Below are 14,424 nucleotides of genomic sequence, written 5' to 3' on the forward strand. Positions count from 1 at the left end.
GCCGCACGGGAGCTTGTTTGACCCCCCTCCGAAAGGCACTTAACATAAACAAGAGGCCGTTCAACGCCGCGCGTTTATTCGCCGCCGGATCCAATCGAACGCAGGATCCATGGAAGTTGGGCGGGCGCCTCTGGAAGGCACAAGTTGAGCTCAACCGAAACTCTCGAAACCACTCCCAATTCCGAAATCACTCCTGCAATCGATGGAGCAGGGTCCCCTGATCCGCAGGCCGCTCACGACCACGAAGGTCACGACCATGCGGAACACGACCATCACCATCCGACGCCCTCGCTGAACCCGGAGTGCACCCGCGAGGTATCCGTCGATATTTCCGCCGAGGAAGTCTCGAAGCATTTCCGAAAGATTACGAAGCGTTATCAGAAGATGGCCCGCATTCCCGGGTTTCGCGCCGGAAAGGTGCCGGATTCGTTGATCCGCACTCGCTTTGCCGAGCAGATCCGTCAAGATGTAGTCGAAGAGATCTTGCCCGGGTACTTCCGTAGCACGATCGACGAGCAGCACTTGAAGCCCGTGTCGCAGCCTCAAGTGACAGATATTCATCTCGCCGAGGGAGAGCCGCTGAAGTTCAAGGCGATCTTTGAAGTTCTTCCCGAGTTTTCGATCGACGGCTATAAGGATGTCACCGTTGCCAAGCCGGAGGTCGAACTCTCCGAAGCCGAATACGATGCCGAACTGAAGCGCGTTCTCGATTCCCGTTCCACGATGGAGCCAGTTACCGAAGAGCGTGCGCTCGCCGATGGCGATTGGGCGGAGATTGACTTCCACGGGGAATCGGCAGCCCAAGAAGATGGATCGGAAGCCGGTGCGGACGCCATTCCTCTGACTGACCCGGTGGAAGGAAAGGGCGTCCTCGTCGAGGTTGCTGGCCCAAATACCCTTCCAGCATTCAATGAAGCCTTGCGCGGTGCCAAAACGGGACAAGAACTCAAGTTTGAGGTCGCCTACCCGGAGGACTTTGGCGAAAGGCGTCTAGCAGGCAAGACTATTTCCTATCAAATCGAGGTAAAAGGGATCAAAAAGAAGATCCTGCCTGAGCTCAACGATGACTTTGCGAAGGAACTCGGCGAGTTCGACACCATCGACGCGTTTACCGCTACCTTGCGTGAGCAGGCGTCCGCTGAAAAGAAGCGTCAGCTTGAAAACGCCGCAAAGGATGCCCTGGTTCAGGCTTTGGTCGAGCGTTTTCAGTTTGCCGTGCCGGAATCATTGGTGCAGCAGCAGGTGGATGCGCGACTCGACCGGGGTCTGCGTGCGTTGGCCTCGCAGGGGATGAAACCGGAAGACATGCGGAAGCTCGACTTCGAGCGGCTTCGCGTGGCGCAACGGGAATCAGCGCTCGCTGAGGTGAAGGGCAGCATCTTGCTCGACAAGATTGCCGAAGCGGAGCACACTGAGGTAACGGACGAGGAAGTAGAAGAGCAGCTTCAACTTATTTCAATTCAAAGCCGTGAGCCGCTGGAAGCGCTGCGGACACGTTTGACTGAGGATGGCAGTCTCGCTAGAATCCGTGAACAATTGAGAAGAGAAAAGACGAGGGCCAGCCTGTACGAGCGGATCGGCTCCTGACAGCTTAGAAGAGAAATCACAGCCGTTGGCCGTCAAGGCTGCCCACGACAACCGAATGGAAAGCGGAGCGAGCGACGAGACTCCGCGCAAGAAAAGGAACGCATGGCACTTGTACCTATGGTGGTTGAGCAGACGAGTCGAGGCGAGCGCGCCTATGACATCTACTCTCGTCTGCTTCGCGATAACATTATTTTTCTTGGCACTCCGATCGACGACCAGATCGCTAATCTGATCATTGCGCAGATGTTGTTCCTTTCCGGGGAGGATCCGGAGAAGGATATTCAGCTCTACATCAACTCCCCGGGAGGATCGATCACGGCTGGATTGGCGATCTACGACACAATGCAGTTCATCCGTAACGGCGTCGTGACCTATTGCATCGGGCAGGCGGCCAGCATGGGGGCCTTTCTACTCCTTGCCGGGACGCCGGGCAAGCGGTTCGCGCTGCCGAATTCCCGAATCCTGATCCATCAGCCGTCGATGGGCGGCCTTTCCGGGCAGGCTACGGATATCGATATCCATGCGCGCGAGATCTTGCGCATCCGGGAGATTACCAACCGGCTCATGTCCAAACATACCGGGCAGGCGCTCGACAGGATCGAGCGAGACGTTGAACGCGATTTCATCATGAATGCTCCGCAAGCCAAGGAATATGGGATCATTGATGAGATCATTGATCGGCCGCGTACCTAAGATCAGGGCTACGGTCGAGCACGCGCAGTTAAGTACAAGGGGTCAGCAGCATGAAACCGCGCACGGGTTCCGACGACACACTTCGCTGCTCGTTCTGCCATAAATCGCAGGATGCGGTCGCCAAGCTGATCTCTTCGCCAAGCGACTATCCGCGGGCCTACATCTGCGATGAATGCGTAGCGGTCTGCAACTCGATCCTCGAGGACGATCGCAGCGATGTTCAGCCTGGCGCGGCTCCAGCGCACCTGCCGAAGCCTCAAGAAGTAAAGGCTTTCTTGGATGAGTACGTCATCGGTCAGGACCAGACGAAGAAGAAACTCGCGGTTGCGGTCTACAACCACTACAAGCGCATCCAGATGAACCGCACCAAGGGGAATGAGGTCGAGCTTTCCAAGTCGAATATTCTCCTCGTCGGTCCAACGGGCAGCGGCAAGACACTCCTGGCTCATACCCTGGCGAAGATGCTCGACGTTCCTTTCGCCATCGTGGACGCGACCACCCTGACCGAAGCCGGATATGTTGGCGAGGATGTGGAGAACATCATCCTCAAACTGCTGCAGGCTGCGGATGGTGATGTGGCTCGTGCTCAGACCGGCATCATCTACATTGATGAGATCGACAAAATTGGGCGCAAGGACGAGAACCCGTCCATCACCCGGGATGTCTCCGGAGAAGGCGTGCAGCAGGCTCTTTTGAAGATCCTGGAGGGAACAGTTGCCAATGTCCCCCCCCAGGGAGGCCGCAAGCATCCTCATCAGGAATTCACTCCGGTCGACACCACGAATATTCTCTTCATCTGCGGTGGCGCGTTTGTCGGTCTTGAAAGGGTAATCGGCCGCCGCGTCGGTAAGAAGGCTCTCGGCTTCAAGGCACTGACAGACAAAGAGAAGGAATCGGCCGAAAGTGCGATCCCGCTCCGGGCTCAGCGCGACACCGAGCTGCTCCGTCAAGCCGAGCCCCAGGATCTCATCAAGTTTGGCCTGATCCCCGAATTCGTGGGACGGCTTCCCGTTATGGGAATCCTGGACGAGCTTGACGAAGCAGCGCTTATCGAGATTCTCAGCAAGCCGCGCAATGCTATTTTGAAGCAGTATCAGCGGCTCTTCGATTACGAGAGCGTTCACCTTCACTTCAATGAAGGAGCTATCCGCGCGATCGCTATCGAGGCGTTGAACCGCAAGGTTGGCGCCCGCGGACTGCGTATGATTCTTGAGGAATTGATGCTCGACCTGATGTACCATTTGCCCGGCAACAAGCGTATCAAGGACTTTGAAGTTACCGCCGAGATGGTGCAAAAGCGCGAGTTGGCTCTACCAATCCTTGAGAAAGCCGGGTAATCTAATCGCGATAGCGATTTCCCCGCACACCCTGCTATTGATCGGAGGAAAGCCGATCGTTCGTGGCTTTTTCTAGGGGCTTGCGTACTTGTATACTTGGCTTTCATCATTCACGCCTGATCGGTTGTTGTAACTTTGTTGAGCTCCCAACTTCGACCGGCTTTTGACTCGTACCTTCTTTGTGCGGAATGGGTTGTTGCCCCAAACGGTTGTCGGTGCGAGAGCTTTTTCACAATGTATAGACCCAAGTTCATGCTGAGCTGGCCTTTTCTGGGAAAGGGAATATAGCTCAAGCTGAAGGGTTTACCGTCATTGCGAGAACGGCCTAGTCCCGGCGCTGAGTCGGTACGCCGCCATCTTCATCCAATGTGAAGGACGAAAGGAAATACTGTGACATCGCTCAAAGAGACTCGCGACAGGAATGAACTTCGGAAGCTGCCCATGATGCCGATCCGGGACATGGTGATTTTTCCGTACATGATGACCCCCTTTGTGGTGGGCCGCGAGTCAAGTGTTCGAGCGCTGGAAGAGGCACTGACCGCTGACCGGAAGATTTTTCTGGCGACTCAGCACGACGCCAGCATCGATGAGCCCAAGGCGGGCGACATCTACACCGTGGGCACCATCGGCAACATCGTCCAGAGCGTGAAAATGCCGGACGGCAATATTAAGGTCCTCGTGGAAGGGCTGGAGCGCGCCAAAGCCGTCGAGATGAACGACGCCGATGGCTTCTTCGTGGCTACAGTTCGCACCGGTAAGGGTCTGTTGGAGATGACGCCGCAGATCGAACAGCTGATGCAGCGGGTGACGTCGTTGTTCGAGCAATACGTCAAGCTGCAACAATCGTTGAACTACGAAACGATGATTGCCGCCGTTCGCATGGATGAGCCAGCAAAGCTCTCGGACACGATCGCCGCCAACCTGCAACTGGAGATAGCGGAGAAACAGGAACTTCTCGACATCTTCGATCCGGCCGAGCGTCTTGCCCGGGTTGCCGACGTTCTCGATGTTGAGATCGAGAAGTTGAACATGGATCGGACCATCCAGTCGCGAGTGAAGCGGCAAATGGAGCGCGCACAAAAAGAGTACTACCTGAACGAAAAGATTAAGGCCATCCAGAAGGAGCTCGGCCGGGGCGAAAAGAGTGAATTTGATGAGCTGAAGAAGAAGATCGAGACTTCGGGCATGCCGAAGGACGTCTTCGAGAAGGCTATTCAGGAGCTCAAGAAGCTTGAAGCGATGCCTCCGATGTCGGCTGAGTCGACGGTGTCCCGCAACTACCTAGATTGGCTCCTCGCCGTGCCGTGGAAGAAGAAGTCCAAGGAAACACGTAGCATCGATCATGCTGAAAAGGTCTTGAACGAAGACCACTATGGTCTCGAAAAGATTAAAGAACGGATCCTCGAGTTTCTCGCCGTCCGTCAGTTGGTGAAGAATCCCAAAGGCTCGATCCTTTGCTTTGTCGGACCTCCAGGGGTCGGCAAAACCTCCCTCGGCATGTCGATTGCCAAGGCGACGGGGCGCAAATTCGTTCGTATGTCGCTCGGCGGAGTACGCGACGAGGCAGAAATTCGTGGTCACCGGCGCACATATATCGGCGCGTTACCCGGCCAGATTATTCAATCAATGAAGAAAGCGGGTACCAAAAACCCTGTTTTCATGCTGGATGAAGTCGACAAGATGGCTTCCGATTTCCGCGGCGATCCGGCTTCGGCGCTTCTCGAAGTCCTCGACCCGGAACAGAACACCAGCTTCCAAGACCACTACCTTGACGTTGAATACGACCTATCTCAGGTGCTCTTCGTGGCCACGGCCAACGTTCTGCATACGATCCCTGGTCCGCTTCAAGATCGTATGGAGATTCTTCGCCTGCATGGCTACACCGAGGTTGAGAAGCTCGAAATTGCCAAGCAATATTTGGTCAAAAAGCAGCGCGAAGCCACCGGTCTTAGCGAGAAGAACATCGTCTTCTCCGAAGATGGATTGGCGGCTATCATCCGCAGCTACACCCGTGAGGCTGGCGTCCGTAATCTCGAACGAGAGATCGGAAACGTGTGCCGGAAGGTGGTTCGCCGTGTCGTCAAGAATGGACTTAAGCACAAAGAGGAAATCACCGCCAGTAACCTGAAGGATTTCCTGGGCGTACCGAAGTTCCGCGATTCGGCGGTGCACGAGAAGAGCGAGATCGGCTTGGTTACGGGACTTGCCTGGACCGAAGTCGGGGGTAGCATCCTCTCGACCGAGGTTCAGGTGCTCGACGGTAAAGGCAAGCTCACGCTCACCGGACAGCTCGGCGATGTCATGCAGGAATCGGCCCAGGCCGCTCTTTCGTACATCCGCAGCCGCGCACAGCACCTTGGCCTGCCACGCGATTTCTATCGCAACGTGGATATCCACATCCATGTCCCCGAAGGCGCGATTCCCAAGGACGGCCCGTCGGCTGGCATTACTCTAGCAACCGCCCTGGCAAGTGCTTTGGTGAAAGTGCCGGTACGCCGGGATATCGCTATGACCGGCGAAGTGACCCTACGTGGCAAGGTCCTTCCCATCGGTGGCCTCAAAGAGAAGCTGCTCGCGGCTCATCGCGCCGGCATCTTCGAGGCGATCATGCCCGCGGAGAACGAGAAGGACCTTGCAGACTTTCCGGATATCTTAAAGAACTCCATGAAGCTTCATTGGGTCGAGCAGATGGACGATGTGCTCAAGATCGCCCTGGAAGGCCCGATCCCCGAGCTAAAAGAGGAGACACCGGTCGCGCTCACTGCCGTTGCGACTCCTCATCTTCCGGAGCAGCGGCCGCATCAGTAGTTCGCTCGCCACGAGGATGGCAGGCCGTTCTTAACAGATCGGGTACAGACATGAGGCGCTAATTGGCCTTATGTCTGTATGGCGATCTGCCCACCGTGGTTCGGCTTTCTATCAATTCATTGGCTGTACTACCCATCGCAATCTAATCGGAAGATCCTGGGCAAGCCCGAATTCCTTGCTGGCTGGACGCAGTTCAAGCGAGAGGCAGCCTTCTCTGATAGGCTTGCAGCGAACCCTCAACACAGGAGTTTCGCCGTGAACTTGCGCATTTGTCTGTCCAGCTTTAGCCGTTCCAGCGTTAGCCTTTCCAGTCTTGTCTTATGTTGTGCCCTTGCGTCTCCTTTATGCGGCCGGGCCCAGATGCCGGCATCGTCCTCCGTCACGACCAGCGCGTCGCCCTCCGCAGTCTACGGCAAGCTGATGTCCGGGATGGAAAAAGAAATCACCAGCGCAGCAGAGGCTATGCCTGAGGACAAGTACAGCTTTGCTCCCAGTCAAGGTGAGTTCAAGGGCGTACGCACGTTTGGAGAGCAAGTGAAGCACCTCGCGGAATCGAACTATGAGTTCTTCGATGGCTGGAATGTCGGGGCGCCAGTAGACGACGCTGCAATCGAAAAGCTCACCTCCAAGGCCGAGATTCTCAAGGCGCTGAGCGATTCTTATGCCTATGCCCATAAAGCGACTGACACGATCACCACCGCAAATGCATTCGAGTCGCTGGGCAAAGATAAAGGAACCCGAGCTGGTACGGCAGCGTTTTGCATTGCGCACGCGATGGATCACTACGGACAAATGGTCGTATACCTGCGCTTGAATGGGATCATTCCCCCGGCTAGCCGTAAGAGCGGTATGTAATCGGCTTCAGATAGGTCGAGCCGGCGACGAGCGAACGGCCCGACGCCGGCTCGACTCTCGGACGATAAGCTTCGGCTCGACCAGCAAGGTTTGAGGGGCTCCTGCTTCTTTCCGCTTCAGTAGGCTCAACGTTAGTTTGGCTGCATTTCGACCGAGGGTAGCGCTCTCTTGATCGACGCTCGAGAGGGGAACGCGGAGCAACTCCGCGTAGTTGGCGTTGCCGCACCCTACCAATGCCACATCATCGGGAATGCGGAGACCTCCTTCAAGGATCGCTTTCATGGCCCCGAGCGCGACCGGATCGTTGTAGCAAAAGACTCCGTCGGGCCGCGGCTTCAGCTTGAGCAGTTGTTTCATGCCGTCGTACCCACGTCGCTCCGCCCCGTCGTCGCCCCGGGGATAGCTGACGGTATATTCGGTGGGCATCCTGATTCCATGTTTGGCCAGGGTTGCGGAGTATCCTGCTTGTCGGTCCACCGCGGTGCTGACGATTGAGCCTCCGATGTGGGCGATGGTGCGGCATCCGATATCAATCAGGTGCTCAGTCGCGAGCGATGCAGCGGCTTGGTCGTCGATTCCGACAAAGTTTGCCGCGACATGGGCAAACCTTCGGTCCAGCAGAACACACGGAGTTTGTTGCGACTCGATGGTGGTAAAGCTATCGGCATCTGCACGCACTGAAGCAAGAATCACTGCATCGACCCGCCGCGCGAGCATCTGTTCAACTTCCTTGCGCTCCAAAGCCGGATCATCCTCCGAGAAGGAGAGGATCAGGCTGTAGCCATGAGAGCGCAACACCGAAGAAAGGCCCTTAGCGACCGTAGCAAAGAACGGATGGGTCAGATCCGGAACAATTAGACCGATCAGGCACATACGTCCGGTGACCAGGGCCCGTGCTGCCAGATTGGGGCGGTAATTGAGTTCCTTCATGCGCCGCAGTACTCGACGACGAGTTTCCGCCCCGATGTCGGAATGGTTGTGGAGCACCTTGGATACCGTGACCACAGACACTCCGAGGTCCTTGGCTATATCCTTCATGGTTGTCGCCATAATCCGGATTATGTCACGTCCTGTTGCGTTGGCAGAAAGAACACAAGCTGCGCGACCTGAATTGGAAAGCCGATTTAAGATTCTTGCAACGGCGGTCTATGGCCGGCATCGGAGTTCAATCGTGAGCAGAGGAATGAATGCGGAAATTGTTGATCGATGCGCACCAGCATTTCTGGAAATACGACCCGTTGGAGTACGGTTGGATCGACGAGACCCTCTCGGCTCTGCGGTACGACTTTCTGCCAGAGAATCTTCTTCCTGATCTGGGAGCAGCCGGAGTTGGCGGAACGGTTGCGGTTCAGGCGCGACAAACACTTGAGGAGACCGACTGGCTGCTTCAGCTCGCCAAGGAACACGCGTTTATCTACGGTGTTGTCGGCTGGGCGCCGATCGCTGATCGTGTCGATTTTCCCCGGCAACTGGAGAGGCTATCCCATGCCTCCAAGCTCAAAGGCCTGCGGCATGTCGTACAGGGTGAACCCGACGGCTTTCTCGCCGACAGTGACTTCAACGCGGGGATCGCTGCATTACAGCCGAGCGGTCTGGTCTACGACATCCTCATCGTCGAGCGGCAGCTGCCCGAAGCCATTGCCTTTGTCGATCGTCATCCAAATCAGATCTTTGTTCTCGACCATCTCGCCAAGCCCCTTATCGCCAAGGGAGAGCTTTCGCCGTGGTCAAGCAACATCATGGAGCTGGCCCGGCGCGAGAATGTCTTCTGCAAGATCTCCGGGATAGTGACCGAGGCGAACTGGGGAAGCTGGACAGCCGAGACCCTCGCCCCCTACATTGATATCGTGCTACGCGCCTTCTCACCGCGGCGAGTGATGGTCGGATCCGACTGGCCTGTGTGTACGGTAGCCAGCAGCTACGCGAAGTGGTTCGCGACCCTCCACCGCTTGCTTGAAGACTTATCTGATTCGGAGCGGGAGCGCATTTTGAACGGCACGGCGCTTGAAGTCTATCGGATACAAGAAGACAATCGATTCGATAAAACGCACCATTTGGAAGGAGCTCGATGAAAGCAGCGGTCCTACAAGCGCCCGGGGAAATGATCATTGAAGATCGCCCGGAGCCGGCGCCGAGAGACGGCGATGTGTTGTTGAAGGTCGACATGATCGGACTCTGCGGCAGTGATTTAAACTCCTACCGCGGCAAGAATCCGATGGTGAGCTTCCCGCGCGTTCCCGGGCATGAAGTCTCGGCTACGGTTGTCGAGGCTACCGGCGCCCTAAAGGCGGGAGATCAGGTGACGATGTCTCCCTATACCAGCTGCGGCAAGTGCGCGGCTTGCCGGCGTGGCCGGCCGAATGCCTGCCAGAATAATCAGACTCTAGGGGTGCAACGAGACGGAGGTCTGACCGAGTATCTTGCCGTTCCCGCGGAGAAGCTCTATACCGCGCGCCTCAGTTTGAAAGAGCTTTGCCTGGTTGAGCCCCTGACGGTTGGCTTTCATGCCGCTGCAAGAGGAAGGGTGACGGTCAACGACGTGGTGGCCGTCATCGGCTGCGGCGGCGTCGGTCTGGGGGCGGTGGCTGCCTCAGGTTTTTGCGGCGCCCGTACAATCGCGATCGATGTCGACGACGCCAAGCTGGAGATCGCTCGGAAGGCTGGAGCGACTGATCTGATCAATACAAATCGACACGATCTGCACACAAAGCTCAGTGAGCTTACGGATGGCATGGGCCCCGACGTGATTATCGAGGCAATCGGCTTACCCAGTACTTTCCGCGCGGCGGTGGAAGAAGTGGCTTTCACCGGGAGGGTCGTCTACATCGGGTACGCCAAAGAACCAGTCGCCTACGAGACTCGCCTCTTCGTGCAGAAGGAACTGGACATCTTAGGTTCACGCAACGCTCTTCCTGAGGATTTTCGTGCAGTAATCTCCATGCTGGAAGAGCATCGGTTTCCCGTCGAGGACGCGGTGAGTACGATTGTGCCTCTGGATGAAGTTCCGAAAGCGCTCGCTGCCTGGAGCGCGGATCCGGCGAGTTTCACTAAAATCATGATTCAAGTCAGTTAGATGGCCATTTGAGTATCGAGAGGAAGTAGAAGCTGATGGCACAGATCTATGTCTCACCTAGCGCGGCCAGTGCATTGCCCGACGATGGCACGCGTCCAGCGATGCTGCCGCCGGGTCTGCTGGTTCCATTTTTTCTGGTGACCGCGCTTTTCTTCCTTTGGGCGATCCCGAACAACATGAACGATGTGCTCATTCCGCAGTTCATGAAGTCGTTTGAGCTTTCTCGCTTTCAGGCCGTGCTGGTGCAGTCGGCGTTCTATATGGGATATTTTCTACTCGCCATGCCGGCAGCGTTGTTGATGAAGCGGATCGGCTACAAGGCCGGGATCATCATCGGCTTGTTGCTTTTCAGTGTCGGCACGCTCCTCTTCTGGCCAGCAGCGGTGGTCCAGAGCTACAACTTCTTCCTGCTGGCGCTGTTTGTCATCGCAAGTGGCCTCGCCTTCCTGGAGACCGCCGCCAACCCTTTCATCGCCCAGCTCGGCGATCCGCGCAGCTCCGAGCGGCGACTCAACTTTTCCCAAGCGTTTAATCCGCTGGGCGCGATTACTGCGGCATTCATCGGCACTAAATTCATTTTTTCCGGCATCAAGCTATCTCCGGCTCAGGTCACGGCAATGCAGGCGGCGAACACTTACAAGTCCTACTTGCAGCAGGAGACGCTGCGAGTCAAGGGGCCATACATCGTGCTAAGCATCATCACCCTGGTTTGGGCTGGGCTTATCCTGCGCACGAAGTTCCCTGACATTCAAAGTGAGCACGAACATGCCGGAGAAGACGCAAGTTTCCGCCACCTCATAAGTCAGCGGCATTTTGTATTAGGGGTACTCGCGCAGTTTCTATACGTGGGAGCCCAGGTAGGTACCTGGAGCTACTTCATTACCTACGTGGAAGACTACACTCTGCAGCCGGAGCGAGTCGCAGGCTATTTTCTTACCGGCACCCTCGCTGCATTCGGCATCGGCCGATTCGCCTCAGCCGGGTTGATGAAGTACGTAAAGCCGAACATGTTGATGGGCATCTTCAGCGTGATCAATGTTGGATTGCTGATGATTGCGGTCTTTCATCCAGGATGGGCGGGCTTGTGGGCGGTCTTCTTTACTAGTCTTTTCATGTCCCTTATGTTCCCAACGATCTTCGCGCTGGGCATCAAGAATCTTGGTCCTAGCACGAAGATAGGTGGTTCGGTAATTATCATGTCGATTGTTGGCGGAGCGGTGCTTCCGCTCATCATGGGTCTTATTTCGGTGCATTTCCACAATCTGGCACTCGCCTATCTGGTACCGATGGCGGCCTTCGCCGCGATTGGCTATTACTCGTTCTACGGCTCGGAAGTAAGGGACCCGGTCCCCGGCGACCGATAGCTCCTCGTTCCCGTCTTTATCAGCGTTGTTCTCGACGGCCGCTCTTGACGAACGTCAACATCGGCATTTGAGTTCAGTCTCTTGCATGCTCGCCGGTGTAGTATGACGAGAAAGTTCTCACCGGGGTGATTGCATGCGAGGTTTCAATCGAAACAACTTCAACCGTCGCAACCTGCTCAAGTCTTCCGCGGCCTTGCTGGCAGGTAGTGCTCTTGGGCGGTCTTGGTTCATAGCGGAAGCAGAACCGGCGATCAAGAACGTTAACCTCGCTTCCAGTCCATCAACACTGAAGATTACAGATATGCGCTATGCCGTGGTCGTTAAGCCCGGACCTAGCCCCTGCGTGATTATTCGTCTCGACACCAACCAGGGCGTGTACGGGCTTGGCGAAGTACGCGACATCGCCGGCCCTCAATATGCACTGGTTCTGAAAAGCCGCATCATTGGCGAAAATCCACTCAATGTCGATTACCTTTTTCAGAAGATTGCCCAGTTCGGGGGTGGTTCCCGCCAGGCCGGAGGCGTATGCGCAGTCGAGATGGCGCTATGGGACATCGCCGGCAAGGTCTACAACTGCCCGGTCTACCAGATGCTTGGCGGCAAATGGCGCGACGGCATCCGCATCTACGCCGACACGACCGAGTCGAAGGACCCGCAGGAGTATGGCAGGCGAGCCAGGGAACGCAAGGCGATGGGGCTGACCTGGATGAAGATGGATCTTGGTATCGATACCTTGGAGGGAATTCCGAATACCGTCATGCAGCCTGCGGGACAAAGCACCTGGGAGTTCCGCAACCAGCCTCACCCGTTCATGGCCGCCGAAGTTACTGATAAGGGAATCGACCGGCTCTGCGAGTACGTGGCTGCAGTGCGAGACGCGATCGGCTACGACATGCCGCTATCGATGGACCACCTCGGCCATATCGGCGTCAAGTCGGTCATCAAGCTGGGCAAAGCTTACGAGAAGTTCAATCTCGAGTGGATGGAAGACGTAATCCCCTGGTATTACACCGATCTGCTGAAGGAGATCACCCAGGCAAGCCCAACACCCACCCTTACGGGCGAGGACATCTACGAGATCAAGGACTTCGAAACGCTCTGCAGCAATCATGCCGTGGATAAGATCCATCCCGATCTCGAGACTTCCGGCGGGATCCTCCGCACCCACAAGATCGGCGACATGGCCTATGGATATGGAGTGCCGATGGCGATGCACTTCGCGGGAACGCCGGTGGGCTGCATGGCGAACGTGCACTGCGCGGCGGCCACCCGAAACTTCCTGGCGCTCGAGAACCATTCGCTCGATGTACCGTTCTGGCAGGATCTAGTTACCGGCATCGAGAAGCCCATTATCAACAAGGGATTCATTAAGGTACCGGACGCTCCAGGCCTCGGCATTACCCTGGTTGACGAAGTAGTCAAACAGCATCTGAAGCCGGGCACCGGCTATTTCGAGCCGACACCGATGTGGGATGAAAAGCAATCCTGGGATGATGCGCTCTTCAGCTAAGGCAATGCCTGAGGGCGGAGCCATGACCGTCTGCCCAGCGCACCTTCTCTAAGCCGTGAATGGCCATTCGCAAGGATAGCCAGAGCCGTTAACGCGTTAGTCGATCACAGGCCGTTCCAGGCTTCGCCGGCCATCCGCAGAGTTCGACAAGTTGAGGAGAATCCATGAAAAGTGTTCTTCAAGCCGTCCTGCTTCTTTGCATGATCTTGTCCGCAGTACCTGGATTTTCTCAGGTAAAGATGACTAAAGAACAGATGATGTTCTATACGTCCGATTGGAAAGGTGACCGCTTTCCCGACGGACGGCCCAAGATACCCGATGATCTCATCAAGCGCTCGCTCGATGTATCGATTGAGGACGTTTGGGATTATTTGCGTAGCCGCGGTTATAAGTGCCAGTTCGATGGCGGATGGCAGGCCCTCCACATCGAAAAACCCTTTGCAGGACGGGCGCTGACCGCGCAATATATGCCGTTGCGTCCCGATATGGCGAGTGCCATCGCTGCCGAGGGGAAGGCGGAGGGGCGGGTTAGCGGTAACAATAGCTGGCCTATCAATGAACTGCAGATCGGAGATGTGTACGTCGCCGATGGCTTCGGCAAGATTGTCGAAGGCACCCTGATCGGCTCCAACCTCGGAAACGGGATCGCCGCGCACACTCACACCGGTTTCGTCTTCGACGCCGGGATCCGCGATCAGGAAGAAAATCGGGAGATCCCAAACTTCAATGGCTTTTACCGCGGCTACGATCCGTCGGCCTGGGCAGACATGACACTGACGGCCATCAACGCTCCGGTTCGTATCGGCCGGGCCGTCGTTTTGCCGGGAGATCTTGTCTTGGCCAAGACCGATGGGGTGATCTTCATTCCAGCGATTCTGGCTGAAGCGGCTATCAGCTCGGCAGAGTTCACCAACCTCGAAGATGCCTTCAACTTCGAACTCAATAAGGCCGGCAAGAATGGAGCGGAATTTGAAGGTGGCTGGACGCCGCAAAAGTACGATGCCTTAGCCAAATGGATCGACGCGCACCCGGATCAACTGAAGATGTCGCACGCTGAGTTTGACGCTATTCTCGCCAAGAGAAAACAGCAGAAATAGGCACAACCAATCTCGCGCGACCCAGGTCGTACCTGTGTATGGTGCGCTGGGGGCTCAGAAGGCCCTTGCCTCCGCTTTTGAGTGCGGGTTCAACGGTATG

11 protein-coding genes are annotated in these 14,424 nt (G+C 56.3%); 10 read left to right on the top strand and 1 reads right to left on the bottom strand.

All coding sequences use genetic code 11. The annotated features are described in order from the left end of the window. Window positions 1-144: 144 nt before the first annotated feature. The 5 genes from tig to ACPOL_RS33635 all read left to right on the top strand — a co-directional run bounded on the left by tig (window position 145) and on the right by ACPOL_RS33635 (window position 7,280). Entirely contained in the window at window positions 145-1,587 is a 1,443-nt protein-coding gene (tig, locus tag ACPOL_RS18015) for a trigger factor (protein WP_114208285.1), read from the top strand. A gap of 15 nt (window positions 1,588-1,602) precedes the next feature. Beyond that, a complete protein-coding gene (gene clpP / locus ACPOL_RS18020; RefSeq protein ID WP_414633379.1) occupies window positions 1,603-2,280 on the top strand; it encodes an ATP-dependent Clp endopeptidase proteolytic subunit ClpP in 678 nt (225 codons plus the stop codon). A gap of 50 nt (window positions 2,281-2,330) precedes the next feature. Beyond that, the gene (gene clpX / locus ACPOL_RS18025; RefSeq protein ID WP_114208287.1) at window positions 2,331-3,617 is read left to right on the top strand and encodes an ATP-dependent Clp protease ATP-binding subunit ClpX; all 1,287 of its coding nucleotides are present in this window, start codon (window positions 2,331-2,333) and stop codon (window positions 3,615-3,617) included. Between the two features lie 441 nt (window positions 3,618-4,058). Beyond that, complete coding sequence (gene lon, locus ACPOL_RS18030; RefSeq protein WP_114210898.1) at window positions 4,059-6,425, top strand: endopeptidase La; 2,367 nt, start codon at window positions 4,059-4,061, stop codon at window positions 6,423-6,425. A 360-nt stretch (window positions 6,426-6,785) separates the two neighbouring features. Next, entirely contained in the window at window positions 6,786-7,280 is a 495-nt protein-coding gene (locus ACPOL_RS33635) for a DinB family protein (protein WP_161557427.1), read from the top strand. 6 nt (window positions 7,281-7,286) lie between these two features. On the opposite strand, the gene ACPOL_RS18040 is transcribed toward ACPOL_RS33635, so the two are convergent. Next, window positions 7,287-8,318, bottom strand: coding sequence for a LacI family DNA-binding transcriptional regulator (locus ACPOL_RS18040; RefSeq protein WP_236656859.1), 1,032 nt, complete (start codon window positions 8,316-8,318; stop codon window positions 7,287-7,289). Window positions 8,319-8,467: 149 nt separating this feature from the next. On the opposite strand from ACPOL_RS18040, the gene ACPOL_RS18045 reads away from it, so the two are divergent. The 5 genes from ACPOL_RS18045 to ACPOL_RS18065 all read left to right on the top strand — a co-directional run bounded on the left by ACPOL_RS18045 (window position 8,468) and on the right by ACPOL_RS18065 (window position 14,324). After that, window positions 8,468-9,352, top strand: a complete 885-nt coding sequence (locus ACPOL_RS18045; RefSeq protein WP_114208290.1) for an amidohydrolase family protein — start codon at window positions 8,468-8,470, stop codon at window positions 9,350-9,352. Further along, on the top strand, window positions 9,349-10,353 hold the full coding sequence (locus ACPOL_RS18050; protein WP_114208291.1) for a zinc-binding alcohol dehydrogenase family protein: 1,005 nt from the start codon (window positions 9,349-9,351) through the stop codon (window positions 10,351-10,353). Before ACPOL_RS18045 ends, ACPOL_RS18050 begins: the two co-directional genes overlap by 4 nt. A 35-nt stretch (window positions 10,354-10,388) precedes the next feature. Further along, entirely contained in the window at window positions 10,389-11,717 is a 1,329-nt protein-coding gene (gene fucP / locus ACPOL_RS18055) for an L-fucose:H+ symporter permease (protein WP_114208292.1), read from the top strand. A 133-nt stretch (window positions 11,718-11,850) separates the two neighbouring features. Further along, window positions 11,851-13,227 (top strand): mandelate racemase/muconate lactonizing enzyme family protein, encoded by a 1,377-nt coding sequence (locus ACPOL_RS18060; protein WP_114208293.1) that lies wholly within the window; start codon window positions 11,851-11,853, stop codon window positions 13,225-13,227. 164 nt (window positions 13,228-13,391) lie between these two features. Then, window positions 13,392-14,324, top strand: a complete 933-nt coding sequence (locus tag ACPOL_RS18065) for an RraA family protein (RefSeq protein WP_114208294.1) — start codon at window positions 13,392-13,394, stop codon at window positions 14,322-14,324. The last annotated feature ends 100 nt before the right edge of the window (window positions 14,325-14,424 follow it).

The sequence above is a fragment of the Acidisarcina polymorpha genome, from assembly GCF_003330725.1.
GTDB lineage: Bacteria > Acidobacteriota > Terriglobia > Terriglobales > Acidobacteriaceae > Acidisarcina > Acidisarcina polymorpha.